Origin of the sequence: Phaeobacter sp. JH20_02, assembly GCF_048056915.1 — a bacterium.
GTDB classification, from domain to species: domain Bacteria; phylum Pseudomonadota; class Alphaproteobacteria; order Rhodobacterales; family Rhodobacteraceae; genus Phaeobacter; species Phaeobacter bryozoorum.
The window spans coordinates 14,745-35,402 of the sequence record NZ_JAYMVP010000032.1; the positions used below are offsets into that span (position 1 = coordinate 14,745).

The window sequence follows — 20,658 nt, forward strand, 5'->3', positions numbered from 1 at the left end:
CACGTGTCACCCTCAGGGGCGCTGCTGCGCCGATTGCCGCGCCAGCTGGACCGCCAGAATGCCAAAGGTGACGATACCGACGCCGATCAGGTCCAGCAGCCCCAACTTTTCGCCCAGCAGCAGACTGGCAACAGCCACACCGAAGACTGGGTTGAGAAAATGGAAGGTGGCGGCCCGCACGGCACCGATCCTGTTCAGCAGCAGAACCCAGATGAAGGTCGCCGTCAGCCCCGGCACCAGGGTGGTGTAGAGAAAGGCCAGCGCCAGCGGCCAGCTGGGGTTCAGCCGGAAGGTTTCCACCATCGGTGCAACTGCGAACAGCACGGCAGAGCCGACCAGCATCTGCAACCCCACCACCATCATGAAGTTGCCACCCGAGGTTGCCCCCCGCAGCGCCAGGGTGGCCAGCGTCAGGGCCAGAACACCGATCCCGCAGAGCGTGACGCCAAAGAGGTCGACACCCGCGCTGATGCGGGTTCCCATGATCAGGGCAACCCCCACCACCCCGGCCAGCAGCCCGGCAACACCCAGCCGGGGCAGCCGCTCACCATAGGCCAGCCAGAGCGCGATGGCGACCAGCATCGGCATGGTCGATGCGATGATCGCGGCCAGCGAGGCTTCGATGGTTTCCATGGCGACGAAGTTGAGGCCCAGATAGAGCGCGTTCTGGCAGATGCCAAAGACGATGGTGGCGCGCAGCTGGCCGCGTGTCAGACGCCAGCTCTGGCCCATGTAGCGGGCAACAGCGACACCGATCAGGCCGGAAATAAGAAAGCGGAAGGCAAGCGAGTATAGCGGCGAAGCATCGGCGACGATGATCCGCGCCGAAGTAAAGGCAGACGACCACATGAAGGCAAAGGCCAGCCCCATCGCCAAAGCGCGCAGATCCATCGACATATCCCCCTGCCGGTCCGGTGCCGCAGCCCGTTCGGGTGTGGTCGCGATATGTTTAGCAAGGCAAGCATTCGCTGGGAACCGAATTCGGCTGGCCGGTCGGGGATCTTGACTTTTTCGGGAGCTGCGCTGTTCAGGCACAAAAAAGGGCCGCCCGAAAGGCGACCCGAAACACGGTCAACCGTGCCTTGACCCTTAGCCGTTCACGCTGTCTTTCAGCGCTTTGGCGATGGTCATCTTGACCACTTTGTCGGCCTCTTTGGTGAATTTCTCACCGGTGGCCGGGTTGCGCACTTCGCGCTCGGGGCGCTCGCGGCAGTAGATCTTGCCAACGCCGGGCAGAGTCACGGCACCACCGCCGGAAACTTCGCGGGTGATCAGCGCGCAAACGGCGTCAAGCGCAGCGCCTGCCGCTTTTTTGTCGCTGTCCATCTCTTCAGCCAGTGCGGCAACAAGCTGGGTCTTGGTCATCGGTTTGGACATTCTTAGGTCTCCTTGTCACTGCCCGAGTTATGGGGCCTCATCGCGTAACTCTAGCGTTATGTTGTGGCCGAACACAACGAGTAGTGTTGTCAAAAACCCCATAAAATAGGGGTTTTTGAAGAATTAGCGGGAAAATCACCCTCAGAGAAAGGCTGTTTCGTCAAAGGAACGCAGTTTTCGGCTGTGCAAACGTTCCAATGGCATGCCACGCAACTGCTCCATCGCCTTTATCCCGATCTGCAAATGGCGGGCAACCTGGGTGTGATAAAACTCAGATGCCATCCCCGGTAGCTTCAGTTCGCCATGCAGCGGCTTGTCCGACACACAGAGCAGCGTTCCATAGGGCACCCGGAAACGATAGCCATTGGCGGCGATGGTGGCGCTTTCCATATCCAGCGCGATGGCACGGGATTGCGACAGTCTCTGCACGGGGCCGGATTGATCGCGCAGTTCCCAATTGCGGTTGTCGATGGTGGCAACGGTGCCGGTCCGCATGATCCGCTTCAGGTCGTAGCCTTCAAGCTCCGTCACCTCGGCCACCGCATCCTCAAGCGCGACCTGGATTTCCGCCAATGCCGGAATCGGGGTCCAGATCGGCAGATCGTCGTCCAGAACGTGATCCTCGCGCAGATAGCCGTGCCCCAGCACAAAATCGCCCAGCGTCTGAGTGTTGCGCAGCCCGGCACAGTGACCGACCATCAGCCAGGCGTGCGGGCGCAATACCGCGATATGGTCGGTGGCGGTCTTGGCGTTCGACGGGCCGACGCCGATATTGACCAGCGTGATGCCCGAGCCGTCCTGCCGTTTCAGGTGATAGGTCGGCATCTGCGGCAGCTTCGCAATCGGCGGGATCTCCGCGTCCGCGCTGGTGATTTCATGATCGCCGGTGCTGACAAAGCTGCTGTAGCCAGAGTCCGGATCCGCCAGCTGCGCACGGGCGTAGGCTTCGAATTCGGCGACATAGAACTGGTAGTTGGTGAACAGCACGTGATTTTGAAAATGCTGCGGGTCGGTTGCCGTGTAATGCGACAGCCGGGCCAGCGAATAATCAATGCGCTGCGCGGTAAAGAGCGACAGCGGACCAATATTGTCCGGCGACTGATAGGTGCCGTTTACAATGTCGTCATTGGTGGTCGCCAGGTCCGGCACGTCGAAGACATCGCGCAGCGTGAAACCGGCAGCGCCTTCCTGTGGGACCGTCAGGCTGGGATCGGCCGCCACGGCAAAATGCACCGGGATTGGCGTATCTGAGACAGCGATGGTCACCGGCTGTCCGTGGTTGCGGATCAGCAGGCCGATTTGCTGGGTCAGGTAATGCCGGAACAGATCCGGGCGGGTCACCGTGGTTGCATAGGTGCCGGGGGCCGACACATGCCCATAGCTCAGTCGGCTGTCGACCTGTGCAAAAGACGACGTGGTAAAGCGGATCTCGGGGTAGAATGCGCGGATACGCGGGGTGGTCCCGGTGCTGCCGACGGAGGGACCATCGGTCAGGATGCGCGAAAACTCGGCGCATAGAAACTGTGTCGCCTCACGGTACAGCTGCTCCAACCGGGCAACGGCCGCCGCGGCATCTGTAAACTCTTCTGCTGCCGGAAGCTGCGGGATCTTAACTGTTGTCATGATTATGCTCGATCACTGAAAAACGGGGGCACTCTGCCATCGGATGACGGGGTGGCTCTGGAATGGACACGGGGGCCGGCCGACACGCGCCGGGGGTCAGGACGGCCCGGCGCTTGCGATGACTGGTATCTTCTCGAAGCTGCGCACATCCACCAGTCCCAGATCGGAAATTCGCAATTCGGGGATCACCACCAGCGCCAGCAGGGAATGCTGCATATAGGCGTTGTTGAGCTTGCAGCCGCAGGTCTCCATCGCCTCGACCATCTTCTGCGCCTTGGCGGCAACCTCCGTCGCGGGGCTGTCGGACATCAGCCCGGCGATGGGCAGCTCAACCAGAGCCAGCTCCTGTCCTTCGCGGAAGATGGTGATGCCGCCGCCCACCTCGGCCAGACGATTGGCCGCCAGCGCCATCTGCGCGCGGTCAGTGCCGACCACGATCATATGGTGGCTGTCATGCGCCACGGTGGAGGCCATCGCCATCTTGCCGCTGTAGCCAAAGCCGGAGACAAAGGCGTTGGTGACGCCACCCGTCGCCCGGTGGCGTTCCACCAATGCAATCTGGCAGATGTCGCCCGCCTCGGCCAATGTGGCCTCGACCAGCCCGTCCTGCACCGGCAGCTCTGCCTGTAGCGCTTTGGTCGGGGCCTGGTTCTCAACCACACCGATGACATTGGCGGTGATCACATTTGCGCCCTCAGGCGCGGCGATCTCAAAATCCTGAGCACCCAGCTGATGGCCCAGATGCACCGTGCCACGCGCGGTTTCGGGCCAGTCCAGATGCGGGCAATCCACGGTGATCTCGCCATCCTTGGCTACGATCTCGCCACGGGCAATCACCAGCTCGATCGGCAGGGTCTTCAGATCGGAGGTCAGGATCACATCCGCGCGCCGACCCGGGGTGATAGAGCCGATGTCACGCTCCAGCCCGAAATGCGTCGCGGTGTTGATCGTAGCCATCTGCAAGGCAATCAAAGGGTCACAGCCGCAGTCAATCGCGTGGCGCACCACCCGGTTCATATGGCCGTCATTGACCAGCGTGCCGGAGTGGCAATCGTCGGTGCAGAGAATGAAATTGCGCGGATCCAGTCCCTTTTCGGTGATCGCGGTGATCTGCGCCTCAACGTCATACCAGGCCGAGCCGAGCCGCACCATCGCGCGCATCCCCTGTCGCATCCGGGCAATCGCGTCCGCCTCGCAGGTGCCTTCGTGGTCATCCGCCGGACCGCCAGCCACATAGGCTGCGAAATCCGGCCCCAGATCAGGCGAGGCATAGTGCCCGCCAACGGTCTTGCCCGCGCGCTGGGTTGCGGCGATCTCTGCCAGCATCTTGGGATCGCCCGCTGCCACACCGGGAAAATTCATCATCTCGCCCAGCCCGATGATGCCCGGCCAGCTCATCGCCTCGGCCACATCCTCGGGCGAAATCTCATATCCGGTGGTTTCCAGCCCGGGCGCTGAGGGCGCGCAGCTCGGCATCTGGGTAAAGATATTGACCGGCTGCATCAGCGCCTCGTCATGCATCAGGCGCACGCCCTCCAGACCCAGCACATTGGCGATCTCATGCGGGTCGGTGAACATCGAGGTGGTACCATGTGGGATCACCGCACGGGCGAATTCTGCGGGGGTCAGCATCCCGCTTTCGATATGCATATGCGCATCACAGAGGCCGGGGATCATATAGCGCCCATTGGCCTCGATCACCTCGGTGTCGGGGCCGGTGCAATAGCTGGCATCGGGGCCGACATAGGCGATGCGCCCGGCCACGATGGCGATGTCATGATCGGGCAGTTGTTCGCGGGTGTGAACATTGACCCAGACCCCCTGGCGGATCACCGTGTCCGCAGGGCGGCGACCTGCCGCAACTTCAATCAATTGGGGGGCTACATCGGGCCAGCTTGGGAATGCGATATCTGTCATGGCCCAATTGTTCTGATAACCCGCGCAAGCGCAAGACCCCTTGCGCGCTAGCGCAAACAATAGCTGCTTTTTGCAAATCAAGAAAACCACCAGCCTGCGTTGCGGCTGCTATCTCCGGGTGCGGCGCAGGTCTCTTGGCGTTGTGGCAAAGACGCTGCGAAAGGCGCGGGTCAACGCGCTGGGGTTCTCATAGCCGCAGCGCAGGGCGATCTCCGAGATGCTGAAATCCGTCTCTAACACAAGCCGTCTTGCCTGTTTCAATCGCAGATGCCGATATAGCGTCTGCGGCGTTGTGCCCAATTCACCCTGCGTGCGACGTGCCAGATCCCGCAGGCTCCGCCCAACCCGTCGCGCGACTTCGCCCAGCGGGAGCGGGGTTTCCAGATTGGCCTCCATCACCGCAATTGCACGCCCGACAGAGGCGCTGCGCACGGGTCTGGATGTCCCGGTCCCCCCTGGCTCGCCGCTCAGGAACAGGGTGGCAACATCCAGTCGCAGGGCCTGCCCGTGCTGTCGCGCGATCATGTCGAGGATCCCGTCAAAGGCCGCCATCGCGCCTGAGCATGTCAGCCGGTCCCGGTCCCACAGAAACCGGTGCATCTCGGCCTGAACGGTCGGAAACGCCTCGGCAAAGGCGTCGATCTCCGCGCTGTGGATGGTGGCGCGGTAGCCATCCAGAAGCCCGGCCTCAGCCAGCAGCCAGGCACCGGTATCGAATCCCGCCAATACGCCATAGCGCCGCTGCGCCGCCCGCAACCCGCGCGATGTGGCTTCGGTTGCATGGCGCAGATAGCGGTAGCTCGGCATGGCGATCAGCATATCGCCCTCAGCTTTGCTCAGCGGCGCCTGCGCGCTGACCTCCATCGCCGCCGATGACATCGCGGTATTGCCATCAAGCGTCACGAACCGCCAAGAGTACAGCGGTCGGCCTGCAAACGTGTTGGCGGCCCGCAGCGGCTCCACCGTATTGGCAAGGCAATGGCCAGAGAACTGATCGAACAGCAATAGGTCGATCTGCTGCGTTGCAGCGTGTGGTTTCTTCCAGTTTGGCACGAAAATGTCCGATGCTGCACGATACTGACCGTATCCAGCCCTAGGCTCAGGTCAACGTCAACAGGGATCCCATCACGGGGGAGCAAGACATGCAATTTGGTCTGTCTGAAGAGCAGGCGATGATCGTGGAAACCACGCGCGCCTTTGTCACCAGGGAGCTCTATCCTCACGAGCTGGAGATCGAACGCAGTGGCCATCTGCCGATGGAACGGGTCCGCGACATCCAGGCCAAGGCGATAGAGGCCGGGCTATACGCCGCCAACATGCCCGAAGAGGTGGGGGGTGCCGGCCTCGATACACTGACCTGGCTGCTCTATGAAAAGGAGCTGGGCCGCGCCAATTACGCCCTGCACTGGACCTGCGTCGCACGCCCCTCGAATATCCTTCTGGCCGGCACGCCGGAGCAGAAAGAGAGATACCTCTACCCCTGCATTCGCGGTGAAAAATGGGACTGTCTTGCGATGACCGAACCGGGGGCTGGCTCTGACCTGCGCGGTATGACCGCGACAGCGCGCCCGGACGGCGATGACTTCGTTCTGAACGGGACCAAGCATTTCATCAGCCACGCGGATATCGCGGATTTTGCCATCGTTTTCATGGCCACGGGGGAAGACGACACAGCGCGCGGCCCGAAAAAGCGGATCACCGCCTTTTTCGTCGACAAGGGCACGCCGGGGTTCACTGTCCGTGACGGCTATCGCAACGTAAGCCACCGGGGCTATACCAATGCGGTGCTGGAGTTTGACGACTGTCGCCTGCCAAAAACCGCAGTGCTGGGCGAGGTCGACAAGGGTTTTGATCTTGCCAACACCTGGCTTGGCGCCACCCGTCTTCAGGTGGCTGCGACCTGTCTGGGCCGGGCTGAGCGCGCCTTTGATCACGCGGTGTCCTACGCCGCAGAGCGTCGCCAGTTCGGCCAGCAGATTGGCAAGTTTCAGGGCATTTCCTTCAAACTTGCGGATATGGCAACAGAGCTGAAGGCCGCCAACCTGCTGACCTGGGAAGCCGCTTGGAAATTCGACCAGGGCAGTGTGACCGAGGCCGACATGTCGATGGCCAAGCTGAAGGCAACAGAAATGCTGGCGATGGTCGCGGATGAGGCGATCCAGATCCATGGCGGTATGGGGCTGATGGATGAACTGCCACTGGAGCGCATCTGGCGGGATGCTCGGGTGGAGCGCATCTGGGAAGGCACCAGCGAAATCCAGCGTCACATTATCAGCCGGGAGCTGTTGCGTCCGCATGGTGGTTGAAAGCATGGCGGCGAACGGTCTCAGGCTCTACCCGGACGCGTCGGGCGGGCGGGTCAGATTTCGCCTTCGGCGAGGATATTTAAGGCCAGAAGATGCAGAAAGGATCAAGCCCCCGGAAGGGCGCTGCCGCAACCGGGGGCCATCTCCTGGCGCGGTCATCGGCGTCCCCGCCTGTACCGCCTGTCGAGGCTCGTCGATTCTGGTTAATGAAACCCTACCCATCTTCTGGCTCCAAATATCCTCGCCGAAGGCATCGGGGCCTCTGTTCAGGCGGGAGCCGTGGCAATGATACATGACTTCAGCACTTTGTTTCGGCCCTCTTCCATCGCGGTGATCGGTGGCGGTGCCTGGTGTCGTCAGGTGATCGAGCAATTGCAGAAGATCGGGTTTTCCGGCCAGATCTGGCCGGTGCATCCGAAGGCTGCGGAGGTCTGCGGCTTGTCGGCGTTTGCATCGGTGGATGATCTGCCCGCCGCGCCCGATGCCAGCTTTATCGGCGTCAACAGACACGCCACCGTCGAAGCGGTGGCGGCGCTCTCTCGCCGGGGGGCTGGGGGGGCGGTCTGTTTTGCCTCCGGTTTTCGCGAGGCCCAGAGGGAGGCCGGTGATGGGGCCGACCTGCAGAACCATCTTTTGCAAGCGGCGGGAGAGATGCCCATCCTCGGCCCTAACTGCTATGGGTTCATCAACTATCTGGATCAGGTGTTGCTATGGCCGGATCAGCACGGTGGCGTGCCGGTGGAGCGCGGCGTGGCAATCCTCACCCAGAGCTCCAATATCGCGATCAATCTGACCATGCAGGCGCGTGGGCTGCCGATTGCTTATGTGGTTACCGTTGGCAATCAGGCGCAAAGCGATATCGCACAGATCGCGCGCGGCCTGCTGGAGGATCCGCGCGTAACCGCCATTGGCCTGCATATCGAAGGTGTCCGCGACCTGCGTGCCTTTGAATCGCTGGCGCATCAGGCGGCCGCCTGTGGAAAACCGATCGTGGCGCTGAAGGTCGGACGCTCGGATCAGGCGCAGGCGGCGACGCTGTCCCATACGGCGTCGCTTGCCGGTCAGGAGGCCGGTGCCGATGCGCTGTTGCGGCGCTGTGGTGTGGCACGGGTGGATGATTTGCCGGTATTTCTGGAAACGCTGAAGGTTCTGCATGTGCTTGGCCCGCGCGCCGGATGCCGGGTTGCGACGATCAGCTGCTCCGGGGGTGAAGCGAGCCTTGCTGCCGATCTCGGGCAGGCGCAGTCTGTGGTCTTTCCGCCGTTGTCCGACGGCCAGCATCAGGCGCTGCGCGCAGCCCTGGGCCCGATGGTCGCGCTGGCCAATCCTCTGGACTACCATACCTATATCTGGCGGGACGTGCCTGCGATGACCCGGGCGTTCAGCGCCATGGTGCATCCTGATCTGGATATGGTGATGCTCATCGTGGATTTCCCACGAGCAGACCGGTGTTCGGCCGAAGACTGGGCCTGCACGGTTGAGGCCGCAATAGCAACGCGGGCGCAAACCGGTGCGCCAATGGCCATGGTCGCCAGTTTGCCGGAACTGATGCCCGAAGAGACCGCGCAGCGGCTTATGGCGGCGGACGTGGTGCCGCTCTGCGGCCTGCGAGAGGCCATGGGCGCGGCGGCGGCGGCCAGTCGTATCGCGGTGCCATCTGATTTTCCCCTGGCCCTTCCAGGTCCGGTCTCAGGGGATGGCGACGCCAGTTTGATCCCCGAAGGCCTCGCGAAACAGCGTCTTGCGGCGGCCGGTCTGCGGGTTCCCCGAAGCCACAGGCTAAGCCGTGATGCGCTGGCAGAGAGCCTGCATGACATCGTGTCTGGGGTGGGGTTTCCGCTGGTGCTGAAGGGCGAAGGTTTCGCGCATAAGAGCGAGGCCGGGGCAGTGCGGTTGAACCTCCACTCGCCTGAGGCGGTCATGGAGGCGGCGCAGGAGATTGGCGCGGAACAATTGCTGCTGGAGGAGATGATCACCGGGACCGTGGCCGAGCTGCTGGTGGGGGTCATCAGGGATCCCGCCCATGGGTTCGTGCTGACGCTGGGTGCCGGGGGGGTGCTGAGCGAAGTGTTGCAGGACAGCCTGTCGATGTTGCTGCCGGTGCATGAGGACATGCTGGAAGAGGCGCTGGATCAGCTGCGCATTGCCCCGCTGCTTGGCGGGTATCGCGGCGGCCCTGCGGCGGATCGTGCCGCAATTCTGCGCGCGATCCGCGCGGTTGAAGGCTATGTGCTTGCCCATCTGGACAGGCTGGAAGAACTTGAAATCAATCCGCTGATCTGTACGACCAGCGATGCCATAGCAGCGGATGCACTGCTGCGAGAGAGGGAAACCACCGATGACTGAAATCCCCATTCGGACCCGCCGCGATGGCGCCATTCTGGAGGTCACGCTGGACCGTCCAAAGGCCAACGCCATTGATCTGAAAACCAGCGTGGCCATGGGCGAGGTGTTTCGGGATTTTCGCGATGACCCCGACCTGCGCGTGGCAATTGTGACCGGGGGAGGCGAGAAATTCTTCTGCCCCGGCTGGGATCTGAAGGCCGCCGCCGACGGAGATGCGGTGGATGGCGACTATGGTGTCGGCGGCTTTGGGGGCCTGCAGGAGCTGCGCGATATGAACAAGCCGGTGATTGCGGCGGTGAATGGCATCGCCTGTGGCGGTGGTCTGGAATTGGCGCTGTCGGCGGATATGATTCTGGCCGCAGATCACGCGACATTTGCCCTGCCAGAGATCCGGTCGGGCACGGTGGCCGATGCCGCATCAATCAAACTGCCCAAGCGCATTCCCTATCACATTGCCATGGAACTCCTGCTGACCGGACGCTGGTTTGACGCCGAGGAGGCGCACCGCTGGGGGCTGGTGAACGAAATCCTGACTTCAGATCAGCTGATGGATCGGGCCTGGGAGCTGGCGCGGCTGCTCGCCTCCGGCCCGCCATTGGTCTATGCCGCGATCAAGGAGATTGTCCGCGACGCCGAGGATGCGAAGTTTCAGGATGCGATGAACCGGATCACCAAACGCCAGCTGCGCAGCGTTGATATTCTCTATGACAGCGAGGACCAGATGGAGGGCGCGCGCGCCTTTGCTGAGAAACGCGATCCGGTGTGGAAGGGCAGATAAGGCGCCGATGCGGCAGATGACCCCGCTGTTGTCCTGCGATCAACCTCAGCGCAGCCTAGACCCGATGGGCGCTATTAAGTGTGGGCCCCGGCCCACAGCGAAGGTCAGCATGGCTGTGTCGCATCGGAGCCTGCATAGCCTCGGCGCTGCGCTTTGAGAGAGATGCGCTGCACAATGCAGGCTGCTCCTAGACCTTGGTAAACACCGCAATCAGCGCCTTGTCCGTGCTGTGGGGGCCGGTGGCTTTGGGACCGTAGATGGCCACCTCCGGCAGGGTCAGCCCACGGATCCAGCCGCCCTTCTCAAGACGTTTGAGAGCCGCAGCAAAGCCGCAGCGGGCGGAAAAACGGGCATTGATGGCAAGCGCAAACACCGACCTCGGTCGGGCAAGGCGCAGGATACCCGGCAGAACCTCTGGTCCGACATGGCCGTGGGTGAAGGTTCCAGAGGAGACGACACCGGCATATGTGCCGCGTGGCACCGGGACGCCGGTGGTCAGATCCGCTTCGATGATATCGCGGTAGACATCCTTGCGCAGTGCCTGTGCCAGCATTTCAGGGCTGATATCGGTCGCATCTATCGGAGCAATGCCCTGCCGCTCCAGCGCGACGCCGCAGAGCCCGGTTCCTGCGCCGACATCCAGAACAGGGCCGCGCCCGTCGGCCGCAGCGAACAGGCGGGCCACCTGATCCGGCAGGATGTAATCCGATCCTGCGGCAAAGCTGCTGTCGTAGCTCTCGGCCCAATCGGCATAGAGCTGCCGGGAGTGCTGCGGCGTCTCCAGCCCGTAGGCGGCGGCCAGCGTGATCTGTTTTTGCGCCATGGCCACAGGAAATGCGGTTTTGACGCTTGAATCAAGTCTTGCACCCGCACAGGCTCGCGCGCATCTATGGCACATGACAAAAACGCTTCTCTGTCTTGGCCTTGGCTATTCCGCCCGCGCATTGGTCCCGCAGCTGCTTCGGGCCGGTTGGCGGGTCATAGGCACCACCCGATCCGCCGAGGATGCGGAACCTCTTGCAGGCGTTGAACTGATCACCTGGCCCGGTGCCCCCCTCTCGCTGGATGGGGTGACGCATATCCTGTCGTCCATCGGGCCGACCACTGACGGCGATCCTGTGCTGAACGAACTGGCCGGTGCTCTGGCAGAGGCGGCGCAGGGCGATACCCTGGAATGGGTGGGGTATCTCTCCACCACTGCTGTCTACGGCGACCATGACGGTGCCTGGGTGGATGAGAAGACGCCTGTAACCCCTTCCAGCCAGCGTGGCCGCTGGCGTGCCGCGGCCGAGACAGGCTGGCAGGCCATCCCCGATCTGCCGCTTCATATCTTTCGCCTCGCTGGGATCTACGGCCCCGGACGCGGCCCCTTTGCCAAGCTGATGGCGGGTAAGGCGCGCCGTATCGTGAAACCCGGTCAGGTGTTCTCGCGCATCCATGTGGACGATATCGCACAGGTTATCGCCGCTTCCATCGCACAGCCTGATCCCGATGCGATCTACAACCTCTGTGATGATGATCCGGCCCCTCCACAGGATGTGCTGGGCTTTGCCGCCGAGCTGCTGGGCCTGCCGATCCCTGCCGAAGTCCCCTTCGATGAGGCCGGTATGACCCCGATGGCGCGCAGTTTCTATGGCGAGAACAAGCGCGTCAGAAACCAGCGTATCAAGGATGATCTGGGGGTGGAGCTGCTTTACCCCACCTATCGAGAGGGCCTGCGCGCGGTCCGCGCCGCCGAGGACCTCGAGACCTTCGTCCCGCCGCAGGAAACGACGGGGGTTTAGGCCCGCTTCTCGCCGATCGTTGCCACACCCAGAACCTCCAGCACCTTGGCCTCGATCTGCGGTGCGTTCATCGCCGCCACCTCATACATATCCGCGGGGCTGGCCTGGTCGATGAAGGTGTCGGGCAACACCATGGAACGGAACTTCAGCCCGCTGTCAAAGACGCCTTCCTCGGCCAGAAGCTGCGCCACATGGGAGCCGAAACCGCCCACTGCGCCTTCTTCGATGGTGATCAGCGCCTCGTGATCAGCGGCCAGCTGCAGGATCATGTCGCGGTCCAGCGGCTTGGCAAAACGTGCATCCGCAATTGTCGGGGTGATGCCTCTGGCGGCAAGCGCCTCGGCGGCCTTTTTCACCTCACCCAGCCGGGTGCCAAAGGACAGGATCGCCACGCGTTTGCCCGCCTGGATCATCCGGCCTTTGCCGATCTCCAGCACCTCCGGCACCTCGGGCATATCAACACCTTCGCCCTCACCCCGGGGGTAGCGGAAGGCAATCGGGCCGTCATCATAGGCGGCAGCGGTGGCTGTCATATGGGCAAGCTCGGCCTCATCAGCGGCGGCCATCACCACCATGCCCGGCAGGTTGGCCATATAGGCAATGTCGAAACTGCCCGCATGGGTCGCCCCGTCCGCACCGACCAGACCGGCGCGGTCGATGGCAAAGCGTACGGGCAGGCGCTGGATCGCCACGTCATGCACCACCTGATCATAACCGCGCTGCAAAAACGTGGAATACATCGCACAGAACGGCTTCATCCCGCCGGCGGCCAGCGCGGCGGCAAAGGTCACGCCGTGCTGCTCGGCTATGCCGACGTCAAAGCAGCGCGAAGGGTAGCGTTCGGCCATCAGGCTCAATCCGGTGCCATCGGGCATCGCCGCCGTGACGGCGCAGATCTTGTCATCCTCAGCCGCCAGCCGCACCAGCTCCTTGCCAAAGACCGAGGTATAGGAGGGCGCGTTGGAGGGCGCTTTCTTCTGTTCGCCGGTCACCATGTCGAATTTTGCGGTGGCGTGGCCCTTGTCGCGGGCGCGTTCCGCCGGGGCATAACCTTTGCCCTTCTTCGTCAGCACATGGATCAGGATCGGACCGGTGGCGCGCGCCTTCACGGTGCGCAGGACCGGCAACAGCTGGTCCATATCGTGACCATCAATCGGCCCAAGGTAAGAAAAGCCCAGGCTTTCAAACAAGGTGCCGCCCACCGCCATGCCTTTCAGCATATCCTTGGCGCGCTTGGCGCCCTCGCGGAAGGGTTCGGGCAGCAGGGATGCGGCCCCCTTTGCCACCGCTTTCAGTTCCTGAAAGGGTTCTTCGGCATATAGGCGCGACAGATAGGACGACAGCGCGCCAACCGGCGGCGCAATCGACATTTCATTGTCGTTCAGAATGACAATCAGCCGCTTGCCCAGATGGCCTGCGTTGTTCATCGCCTCAAACGCCATGCCGGCCGACATCGACCCATCGCCGATGACGGCAATTGCATCGCCGCTGCCTTCGGGAATGACACCGCCCAGATCCCGTGCCACGGCAAAACCAAGCGCGGCGCTGATCGAGGTGGAGCTATGGGCCGCGCCAAAGGGATCAAAGGGCGATTCCGAACGTTTGGTGAAACCGCTCAGCCCGTCCTTCATCCGCAATGTGCGAATGCGGTCGCGGCGACCAGTCAGGATTTTATGCGGATAGCACTGGTGCGAGACGTCCCAGATGATCTTGTCGCGGGGCGTGTCAAACACCGCATGAAGCGCGGTGGTCAGCTCGACAACACCCAGACCTGCGCCCAGATGGCCACCGGTGACGGAAACGGCGGAAATGGTTTCCTGCCGCAGTTCCTGTGCGACCTGCGTCAGCTGTGCATCGCTCAAGGATTTCAGATCCGCCGGGCGGGTGATCTGATCCAGAAGAGGGGTCTGGGGCCGGTCTGACATGGCAGCTCCTTGAGCGTTTGGCGGGCGTTTGGCTCTGACGAGGCGCGGTCTCTTGCGGCTCAGCTATCGCGCGAGATAACGAAGCGCGCGGTTTCCTTCAAGGTTTCGGCGGCATGACCATAGGGGGTCAGCGCCTCACAGGCCTGTTCCATCAGGGTTCTGGCGCGATCCTTCGCCGCGTCCAGCCCCAGAAGAGACACAAACGTGGCCTTGCCCGCTTCCGCATCCTTGCGCACGGCCTTGCCGACCTTGGCAGCATCGCCTTCCACATCCAAAATGTCATCGGCAATCTGAAAAGCAAGGCCAAGCGCATCGGCATAGCGTCGCAGCGGGCTGTCATCCGCCCCGGCCATGACCGCGCCAGCGGTCGCGGACCAGGCAATCAGGCAGCCGGTCTTGCGGTTCTGCAACTGGGTGATCTGATCCAGATCCAGCGGCCGCGCAGCGGTTTCAGCGGCGATATCCAGCATCTGACCGGAGACCATACCATCCTTGCCGGAGGATTGCGCCAGCCCGCGGATCAGGGGCAGCGCATGGGGTCCGATCTTGGGATCGGCAAGCAGCTCAAACGCAAATGTCTGCAGACTGTCGCCCGCCAGAACCGCCATCGCCTCATCCCATTTCCTGTGAACGGTGGGCTGGCCCCGGCGCAGATCATCGTCATCCATGCAGGGCAGATCGTCATGCACCAGCGAATAGGCGTGAATACATTCGATCGCCAGCGCCGCTTCAAGCGCGGCCTGTTCGGCAACCCCATGCAGGCGCGCGCTTTCCAGAACCAGAAACCCGCGCAGCATCTTGCCGCCGGTGATGGCATAGCGCATGGCCGCATGCAGCGGATCATTGCCGCCCAGCCGGGCCTCCATATGGGCGGTAATCCGGGTCTGGGCTTCTTTCAGCGCCTGGGCAAAGGGCCGGCTCTGCGTGTCTGCGGCGGCGCTCATGACTCAGCCGGCATCCAGCGGCTGGGTCCCGGTCGGCGTGCCCGCGGCATCAAGCGTAATTGCCGCCACCTTTTCCTCGGCCCGCTTCAGCTCGTCCTCGCAGCGCTTCTTCAGCGCGGCACCGCGCTCATAAAGCGCAATGGACGCATCCAGCGCCACATCGCCGCGCTCCAGCTGATCCACCACGGTTTCAAGCGCGCGCATCGCCTGCTCAAAACTCAGCTCGTCAACGGGTGTTTCTGGACTGGTGGTGTCGGTCATCTGGCTGCCTCTATCAATTCTTCCACATGGGCTTTGGCCGCTGCGGCCAGCGCGTTCAGATCATATCCACCTTCCAAAGTCGAGACGATACGCCCCGCGCAGATCTCCGCCGCCAGCGCGCAGAGTTCGCGGCTGAGCCAGCGGAAATCCTCGGTGCTCCAATTGAGTTCGGCCAGCGGATCATCCTGATGCGCGTCAAAGCCGGCGGAGATGACGATCAGCTCCGGCTTGAAGGTCCGCAGCCGCGGAAACACCTGATCGACATAGGTCGACCTCATGTGCACGCCCCCTGATCCGGGTGGCAGCGGCAGGTTCAGGATCTGGCCGTGTGCGCCGTCCTCCTCGGGGCGACCGGATCCCGGCCAGAGCGGCATCTGCTGGCTTGAGATGAACAGCGCCCGCGACTCATCCCACAATAGATCCTGCGTGCCATTGCCGTGATGCACGTCGAAATCCACCACCGCCACACGCGCCAGCCCATGGTGATCCAGCGCATGTTTGGCCGCCAGTGCGGCATTGCCAAAGAAGCAGAACCCCATCGCGTTCTCCGTCTCGGCATGGTGGCCGGGCGGGCGCACCGCGGCAAAGGCGTTCTGAACCTCGCCCGTCAGGACCATATCGACCGCGCGTACAGCTGCCCCCGCCGCGCGAAAGGCGGCATCCAACGATCCGGGCGACAGGAATGTATCGCCATCAATGCGACCAAATCCCTCCTGCGGCAGGCTGCGGCGCAGCTCCTCCAGATAGCTCTTTGGGTGAATGCGCAGGATATCGTCTTCCGCCGCCATCGGCGCGGTGACCCTGTGCAGGTCCAGCCCCGCCAGCGCATGCAGCACATGCTCCAGCCTCGCCACCCGCTCGGGATGGCCGTCGGGCGTCACATGCAGCAGGCAATCTGCGTGGGTTAACAAAGCGGTCGCCATGGCGCGTCCTTTTCTTCTGGCCGGAAATATCCCCGCCGGAGGCATGAAATCGCCGCGCAGCGGCTCCGGAACTCTGGGCCTAATCCGGTGCCAGCATATATCCTGCGCCGCGCACCGTCTGCAGATATTGCGGCTGCTTCGGGTTGGGCTCGATCTTGCGCCGCAGCCGGGTGATCTGCACATCCACGGCGCGTTCCTGCGCCTGACCACGGTCGCGGCCCAGATCCTCGACCAGTTTGGTGCGGCTCACCGGCTCGCCCGGACAGGCGGAGAAGATCTTCATCAGCTGGTTTTCGGTGCCGGTCAGTCGGATCAACTCCTCACCCTGCCACATCTCGCCGCGCTCGATATCATAGCGGATCGGTCCCAGATGCAGCACTTTGGGCGCGGCATCCTGGGCCGTGGGCTCAGGCATCCGCCGCAGGATTGCATTGATCCGCAACAACAGTTCTTTTGGCTCGAACGGTTTGGACAGATAGTCATCCGCGCCAGCTTCCAGCCCCTCGATCCGGTCATCCGTTTCGCCCTTGGCGGTCAGCAGCAGGATCGGGGTGCTCAGGGTTTCGCGCAGCGACCGGGTGAGCGAGACCCCATCCTCGCCCGGCATCATCACATCCAGGACGATCAGGTCGAAATCCAGCCCTGACAATACCCGCCGCGCATGGGCGGCATCGCGGGCGGCGGTGACCAGAAACCCGGCGCGCATCAGGAACTTCTTCAGCAGGCCGCGAATGCGCTCATCATCATCGACAATCAGCAGATGGGAATCGAACCGGGTCATGTGCCACTCTCCCGCAGCTTGGCATAGGCGCGCCGCATGTCGGCGTCCATCATCGCTTCCAGCACGCGCTTGAAGCCCTGCACCGCTTCCGGGCCGGCATCCTTGTAGGCGGTGCGCATCCGGGCGCGCTGCGCATCCGAAAGCTTGGCCTCCAGCGCACGCCCCTTGTCGGTCAGAAACAGATGCCGCTCGCGCTTGTCGGTGACCCCGACCCGGCTTTCCACCAGGCCATCACCGATCAGGGCCCGCAGCACCCGGTTCAGCGACTGTTTGGTCACCCCCAGAATGCTCAGCAGATTATTGACCGTCGTGCCCGGTGCTCGATTGATAAAATGGATCGCCCGGTGATGTGCCCGACCATAGGCCATCTCAGCCAGAATACGATCCGGGTCTGCGGTAAATCCGCGATAGGCAAAGAACATCGCCTCAATGCCCTGCCGCAACTGCTCATCCGTCAGAAACAGCAGGCTTTCGCCGCCAAATCCCTGCCCCGGTCGCCCTTCTGCCATGGGTCTCTCCCCTGTTGTGTTGAGGCCATTTTAAGTCAGCGTTGTTGACATTCCAAGTCTGAAGATGTATCGAATCGCAGGTTTAGCGCAACATTATGTCCGAACCGGTCATATAATGCGCAACTTCTGGAAATTGGGCGAGGCATTAGGAGGTGCGCCATGGCGGGTTATGATGATCGGGACGGTTTGATCTGGATGGACGGGGAAATGGTCGACTGGCGCGATGCCAAGGTCCATATCCTCAGCCACGCGATGCATTATGCCTCCTCCGTCTTCGAGGGTGAGCGCGCCTATAATGGCAAGATCTTCAAGAGTCGCGAGCATTCGGAGCGTCTGGTCGCCAGCGCAGAAGCGCTGGATATGCCGATGCCCTATACCGTGGATCAGATCGAAGCCGCGAAGCAGGAAACCCTGAAAGCCAGCGGATTGCAGGATGCCTATGTGCGGGCCGTTGTCTGGCGCGGCTCGGGCGAAGACATGGGTGTCGCTTCGGCGAAGAACCCGGTGCGCATGGCCATCGCGGTCTGGGGCTGGGGCGCCTATTATGGCGATGCCAAGATGCAGGGCGCCAAACTGGATATCGCGGAATGGAAACGACCAAGCCCGGAAACCATCCCGGTCCACGCCAAGGCGGCAGGTCTCTACATGATCTGCACCATCTCCAAGCACAAGGCCGAGGCCAAGGGCTGCTCGGATGCGTTGTTCATGGATTACCGTGGCTATGTGGCGGAGGCGACCGGCGCCAATATTTTCTTCGTGAAGGATGGCGAAGTGCATACGCCGAAACCTGACTGTTTCCTGAACGGCATCACCCGACAGACCGTAATCGGTATGCTGAAGGATCGCGGTATCACCGTGCACGAGCGCCACATCATGCCGGAGGAACTGGACGGGTTCGAACAGTGCTGGCTGACCGGCACCGCCGCCGAAGTCACCCCGGTTGGCCAGATCGGTCCGCACAGCTTCGAGGTGGGCGAGATGACGCGTGAGATCGCCAAAGCCTATGAGGAGCTGGTGCGCAGCTGACCCTGCGCCCGGAACGCCAGATCGCTGTTAAAATGCAAAAGCGCGGGGAAAACCCCGCGCTTTTTCCGTATCAGCCCCTTTGGGGGCCGTGGGCATGGTGCCGGGATCAGACCAGCTCGGTGGTGACGGTCACATTGCCGCGCACCGCGTTGGAGTAGGGGCAGATCTTGTGGCCTGCCTCGGTCACCGCCTTTGCCTCCTCGGGGGAGAGGCCGGGCAGGGCCACCTTCAGTGCAACGGTGAGACCAAAGCCGCCTTCGTCGCGCGGGCCAATGCCGACCTCGGCGTGGACCGACACGTCATTCGGTACCTTGGCGAGGCTGTCGTCCTGAGTGGTCGCGAATTTCATCGCGCCGATGTAGCAGGCCGCATAGCCGGCAGCGAACAGCTGCTCGGGGTTGCTGCCCTTGCCGCCGCCACCCATTTCCTTGGGCGGATCCAGATCAAAGCTGAGGTCGCTGTCGTGGATGCTGGCTTTGCCATCGCGGCCACCGGTTGCGGTTGCTGCGGCTGTGTAGACGGGAGAAACACTCATGATGGGATCCTTTCCTGTGTCACTGTCGAAGTAAATTACATCGTGTGCGATATAAATGGATCCTCCGGCGCAAAGGTCAAGTCCTTGAAGAAGTATCGTGCACGATTTAAATTGCACCCATGACCGATACGCCAACATCACCCATACCAGATACGCCGGATCTCCTGTGCTTTGCGATTTATTCGGCAAACCACGCGCTGACCCGGCTCTATCGCCCGTTGCTGGCGCCGCTGGGGCTGACCTATCCTCAGTATCTGGTGTTGATCTCGCTTTATCACACCGATGGGCAGACCGTCGGCGCGTTGGGCCAGCAGCTGGACCTGGAAACCAACACGCTGACACCACTGTTGAAGCGGATGGAGGCTGCGGGGCTGCTGGCACGTGTGGCCAACCCCGAGGATGATCGCAGCCGTCTGGTGCAGCTTACAGCGCGGGGGCGGGATCTGGCGGATAACGCAGGCGAGATCACCTCCTGTATCCTGAAGGAACTGGGGGGCGACCTGCAGGATCTGCTGGACCTGCGGGACCGCATCAACGGGTTGCGCGCCCGTCTGGAGGCGGACTAGCCGCCAGCCTCAACCCTTGGGATCGGTAACCGACCGCGCCTTGCCGCGTTCCAAGCCCAGACGGCTCTCGCGCCAGATTACCAGCACATTGCCCGCGATCACCAGCCCGGCACCGATCAGCATCACCAGCGTCGGCAGCTCATTGAACCAGATATAGCCCAGCAGAATGGCAAACAGCATCGAGGAATAATCGTAGGGCGCCAGCATCGACGCCGGGGCAAACCGATACGAGGAGGTGACCAGAATCTGCGCCACCCCGCCAACCAGCCCGGCGCCGATCAGCAGCGCCAGCGTAACGGGGTCAGGCCAGACCCAGCCAAAGGGCAGCGTGCATAGCGACAGGATCGAGGCGGTCAGCGAGAAGTAGAACACGATGGCGGCCGTATGTTCCGTCATCACCATACGGCGGATATGGATCTGTACCAGCCCGCGCGCCACCGTCGCGATCAGGATCAGGATGGCCCCCAGGGTCGCGGTATCGCCCAGATCTCCGCCCCCCAGTCGCGGCCAGAGCATCACCAGAACACCGATCAGACCGATGATCACCGCGCTGATCCGGATCAGCCGGATCCGCTCCCCAAGCAGAAGTGCGGCCAGAATCAGCGTGAAGATCGGCGTTGCATAACCAATCGCGGTGACTTCGGGCAGTGGCAGCATCCCCAGCCCCATGAAGGTCATCCCCATCGCCGTCGTTCCCAGGATGCCACGCAGGAAATGCCCTCCGGGCCGCGATGTTTTCAAACCACGCGGCAGCTGGCCGCGCAGGGTCAGCCAGATCAGGATCACCGGAATGGCAAAAAACGATCGGAAGAACACCGCCTCACCCGCGGGCACCACATCCGATGTCGCCTTGATGATCGCCGACAGCCCGGTGAACAGGGCAATGGCCGCCAGTTTCAGCGCAATGGCACGGCCCGGTTGATGCGATGTTAAGGATGTCACCATGCGCAGACCCTGCGCCTGCGGACCAAAAAGTGCAACGGGTTGATTTTACCACCCGGCTTTGTCCAAGGTCGCGCAGGGTCATGAAACCCAACCGCACCGCCGCAAGGAGCCC

At 62.5% G+C, this 20,658-nt stretch carries 20 protein-coding genes; 6 read left to right on the plus strand and 14 right to left on the minus strand.

Annotated features, from left to right (window positions below; genetic code table 11):
• Positions 1 to 12 precede the first annotated feature (12 nt).
• From VWY34_RS19810 to VWY34_RS19830, 5 genes are all read right to left on the minus strand, one after another.
• On the minus strand, positions 13 to 891 hold the full coding sequence (locus VWY34_RS19810; RefSeq protein WP_416534399.1) for a DMT family transporter: 879 nt from the start codon (positions 889 to 891) through the stop codon (positions 13 to 15).
• A 198-nt stretch (positions 892 to 1,089) separates the two neighbouring features.
• Complete coding sequence (locus VWY34_RS19815) at positions 1,090 to 1,377, minus strand: HU family DNA-binding protein (protein WP_014876311.1); 288 nt, start codon at positions 1,375 to 1,377, stop codon at positions 1,090 to 1,092.
• A 141-nt stretch (positions 1,378 to 1,518) separates the two neighbouring features.
• Complete coding sequence (locus tag VWY34_RS19820) at positions 1,519 to 3,000, minus strand: AMP nucleosidase (RefSeq protein WP_416542671.1); 1,482 nt, start codon at positions 2,998 to 3,000, stop codon at positions 1,519 to 1,521.
• Positions 3,001 to 3,096: 96 nt separating this feature from the next.
• Positions 3,097 to 4,917, minus strand: a complete 1,821-nt coding sequence (gene ade, locus VWY34_RS19825) for an adenine deaminase (protein ID WP_416542670.1) — start codon at positions 4,915 to 4,917, stop codon at positions 3,097 to 3,099.
• A gap of 108 nt (positions 4,918 to 5,025) precedes the next feature.
• A complete protein-coding gene (locus VWY34_RS19830; protein ID WP_416542669.1) occupies positions 5,026 to 5,970 on the minus strand; it encodes a GlxA family transcriptional regulator in 945 nt (314 codons plus the stop codon).
• Between the two features lie 89 nt (positions 5,971 to 6,059).
• Between VWY34_RS19830 and VWY34_RS19835 the strand changes: the two genes are divergently transcribed.
• The 3 genes from VWY34_RS19835 (at position 6,060) to VWY34_RS19845 (ending at position 10,347) form a co-directional block, all read left to right on the plus strand.
• Positions 6,060 to 7,223: an acyl-CoA dehydrogenase family protein gene (locus VWY34_RS19835; protein WP_416544155.1), complete on the plus strand. Its 1,164-nt coding sequence runs from the start codon at positions 6,060 to 6,062 to the stop codon at positions 7,221 to 7,223.
• A gap of 285 nt (positions 7,224 to 7,508) precedes the next feature.
• A complete protein-coding gene (locus VWY34_RS19840; RefSeq protein ID WP_416544156.1) occupies positions 7,509 to 9,569 on the plus strand; it encodes an acetate--CoA ligase family protein in 2,061 nt (686 codons plus the stop codon).
• Positions 9,562 to 10,347, plus strand: a complete 786-nt coding sequence (locus VWY34_RS19845; RefSeq protein ID WP_416544157.1) for a carnitinyl-CoA dehydratase — start codon at positions 9,562 to 9,564, stop codon at positions 10,345 to 10,347. The genes VWY34_RS19840 and VWY34_RS19845 overlap by 8 nt, the downstream gene beginning before the upstream one ends.
• Positions 10,348 to 10,534: 187 nt before the next feature.
• Here the strand turns inward: VWY34_RS19845 and VWY34_RS19850 are convergent, their stop codons facing one another.
• Positions 10,535 to 11,170 carry a class I SAM-dependent DNA methyltransferase gene (locus VWY34_RS19850; RefSeq protein ID WP_416544158.1) on the minus strand — a complete coding sequence of 212 codons (636 nt, stop codon included), beginning with the start codon at positions 11,168 to 11,170 and terminating at the stop codon, positions 10,535 to 10,537.
• 73 nt (positions 11,171 to 11,243) lie between these two features.
• Between VWY34_RS19850 and VWY34_RS19855 the strand changes: the two genes are divergently transcribed.
• A complete protein-coding gene (locus VWY34_RS19855; RefSeq protein ID WP_416544159.1) occupies positions 11,244 to 12,131 on the plus strand; it encodes an SDR family oxidoreductase in 888 nt (295 codons plus the stop codon).
• On the opposite strand, the gene dxs is transcribed toward VWY34_RS19855, so the two are convergent.
• From dxs to VWY34_RS19885, 6 genes are all read right to left on the minus strand, one after another.
• Positions 12,128 to 14,056 carry a 1-deoxy-D-xylulose-5-phosphate synthase gene (dxs, locus tag VWY34_RS19860; RefSeq protein WP_340547016.1) on the minus strand — a complete coding sequence of 643 codons (1,929 nt, stop codon included), beginning with the start codon at positions 14,054 to 14,056 and terminating at the stop codon, positions 12,128 to 12,130. The genes VWY34_RS19855 and dxs overlap by 4 nt on opposite strands.
• Before the next feature lie 59 nt (positions 14,057 to 14,115).
• Positions 14,116 to 15,000 (minus strand): polyprenyl synthetase family protein, encoded by an 885-nt coding sequence (locus tag VWY34_RS19865; protein ID WP_416544160.1) that lies wholly within the window; start codon positions 14,998 to 15,000, stop codon positions 14,116 to 14,118.
• 3 nt (positions 15,001 to 15,003) lie between these two features.
• Positions 15,004 to 15,261, minus strand: coding sequence for an exodeoxyribonuclease VII small subunit (locus VWY34_RS19870; RefSeq protein ID WP_061050169.1), 258 nt, complete (start codon positions 15,259 to 15,261; stop codon positions 15,004 to 15,006).
• Entirely contained in the window at positions 15,258 to 16,184 is a 927-nt protein-coding gene (locus VWY34_RS19875) for a histone deacetylase family protein (protein ID WP_416544161.1), read from the minus strand. The genes VWY34_RS19870 and VWY34_RS19875 overlap by 4 nt, the downstream gene beginning before the upstream one ends.
• A 79-nt stretch (positions 16,185 to 16,263) precedes the next feature.
• Positions 16,264 to 16,965 carry a response regulator gene (locus VWY34_RS19880; protein WP_260102750.1) on the minus strand — a complete coding sequence of 234 codons (702 nt, stop codon included), beginning with the start codon at positions 16,963 to 16,965 and terminating at the stop codon, positions 16,264 to 16,266.
• Entirely contained in the window at positions 16,962 to 17,474 is a 513-nt protein-coding gene (locus VWY34_RS19885; RefSeq protein WP_260102749.1) for a MarR family winged helix-turn-helix transcriptional regulator, read from the minus strand. Before VWY34_RS19885 ends, VWY34_RS19880 begins: the two co-directional genes overlap by 4 nt.
• Before the next feature lie 159 nt (positions 17,475 to 17,633).
• Between VWY34_RS19885 and VWY34_RS19890 the strand changes: the two genes are divergently transcribed.
• Positions 17,634 to 18,500, plus strand: coding sequence for a branched-chain amino acid aminotransferase (locus VWY34_RS19890; RefSeq protein WP_260102748.1), 867 nt, complete (start codon positions 17,634 to 17,636; stop codon positions 18,498 to 18,500).
• A 106-nt stretch (positions 18,501 to 18,606) separates the two neighbouring features.
• On the opposite strand, the gene VWY34_RS19895 is transcribed toward VWY34_RS19890, so the two are convergent.
• The gene (locus tag VWY34_RS19895) at positions 18,607 to 19,035 is read right to left on the minus strand and encodes an organic hydroperoxide resistance protein (protein WP_340547013.1); all 429 of its coding nucleotides are present in this window, start codon (positions 19,033 to 19,035) and stop codon (positions 18,607 to 18,609) included.
• Between the two features lie 119 nt (positions 19,036 to 19,154).
• Between VWY34_RS19895 and VWY34_RS19900 the strand changes: the two genes are divergently transcribed.
• Positions 19,155 to 19,601 (plus strand): MarR family winged helix-turn-helix transcriptional regulator, encoded by a 447-nt coding sequence (locus VWY34_RS19900; protein WP_416537817.1) that lies wholly within the window; start codon positions 19,155 to 19,157, stop codon positions 19,599 to 19,601.
• Between the two features lie 9 nt (positions 19,602 to 19,610).
• Here VWY34_RS19900 and VWY34_RS19905 read toward each other — a convergent pair whose 3' ends face one another.
• Positions 19,611 to 20,546 carry a DMT family transporter gene (locus VWY34_RS19905; protein WP_340547011.1) on the minus strand — a complete coding sequence of 312 codons (936 nt, stop codon included), beginning with the start codon at positions 20,544 to 20,546 and terminating at the stop codon, positions 19,611 to 19,613.
• Between the last annotated feature and the right edge of the window lie 112 nt (positions 20,547 to 20,658).

What these genes read in the sequence shown, in the direction of transcription:
- VWY34_RS19840 (WP_416544156.1), top strand. Translation starts at nt 7,509, where the DNA reads ATGATACATGACTTCAGCACTTTGTTTCGGCCCTCTTCCATCGCGGTG.
- VWY34_RS19900 (WP_416537817.1), top strand. Translation starts at nt 19,155, where the DNA reads ATGACCGATACGCCAACATCACCCATACCAGATACGCCGGATCTCCTG.
- VWY34_RS19820 (WP_416542671.1), bottom strand. Translation starts at nt 3,000, where the DNA reads ATGACAACAGTTAAGATCCCGCAGCTTCCGGCAGCAGAAGAGTTTACA.
- VWY34_RS19855 (WP_416544159.1), top strand. Translation starts at nt 11,244, where the DNA reads ATGACAAAAACGCTTCTCTGTCTTGGCCTTGGCTATTCCGCCCGCGCA.
- VWY34_RS19810 (WP_416534399.1), bottom strand. Translation starts at nt 891, where the DNA reads ATGGATCTGCGCGCTTTGGCGATGGGGCTGGCCTTTGCCTTCATGTGG.
- VWY34_RS19815 (WP_014876311.1), bottom strand. Translation starts at nt 1,377, where the DNA reads ATGTCCAAACCGATGACCAAGACCCAGCTTGTTGCCGCACTGGCTGAA.
- VWY34_RS19885 (WP_260102749.1), bottom strand. Translation starts at nt 17,474, where the DNA reads ATGGCAGAAGGGCGACCGGGGCAGGGATTTGGCGGCGAAAGCCTGCTG.
- VWY34_RS19835 (WP_416544155.1), top strand. Translation starts at nt 6,060, where the DNA reads ATGCAATTTGGTCTGTCTGAAGAGCAGGCGATGATCGTGGAAACCACG.
- dxs (WP_340547016.1), bottom strand. Translation starts at nt 14,056, where the DNA reads ATGTCAGACCGGCCCCAGACCCCTCTTCTGGATCAGATCACCCGCCCG.
- VWY34_RS19875 (WP_416544161.1), bottom strand. Translation starts at nt 16,184, where the DNA reads ATGGCGACCGCTTTGTTAACCCACGCAGATTGCCTGCTGCATGTGACG.
- VWY34_RS19845 (WP_416544157.1), top strand. Translation starts at nt 9,562, where the DNA reads ATGACTGAAATCCCCATTCGGACCCGCCGCGATGGCGCCATTCTGGAG.
- VWY34_RS19870 (WP_061050169.1), bottom strand. Translation starts at nt 15,261, where the DNA reads ATGACCGACACCACCAGTCCAGAAACACCCGTTGACGAGCTGAGTTTT.
- VWY34_RS19895 (WP_340547013.1), bottom strand. Translation starts at nt 19,035, where the DNA reads ATGAGTGTTTCTCCCGTCTACACAGCCGCAGCAACCGCAACCGGTGGC.
- VWY34_RS19880 (WP_260102750.1), bottom strand. Translation starts at nt 16,965, where the DNA reads ATGACCCGGTTCGATTCCCATCTGCTGATTGTCGATGATGATGAGCGC.
- VWY34_RS19890 (WP_260102748.1), top strand. Translation starts at nt 17,634, where the DNA reads ATGGCGGGTTATGATGATCGGGACGGTTTGATCTGGATGGACGGGGAA.
- VWY34_RS19865 (WP_416544160.1), bottom strand. Translation starts at nt 15,000, where the DNA reads ATGAGCGCCGCCGCAGACACGCAGAGCCGGCCCTTTGCCCAGGCGCTG.
- ade (WP_416542670.1), bottom strand. Translation starts at nt 4,917, where the DNA reads ATGACAGATATCGCATTCCCAAGCTGGCCCGATGTAGCCCCCCAATTG.
- VWY34_RS19850 (WP_416544158.1), bottom strand. Translation starts at nt 11,170, where the DNA reads ATGGCGCAAAAACAGATCACGCTGGCCGCCGCCTACGGGCTGGAGACG.
- VWY34_RS19905 (WP_340547011.1), bottom strand. Translation starts at nt 20,546, where the DNA reads ATGGTGACATCCTTAACATCGCATCAACCGGGCCGTGCCATTGCGCTG.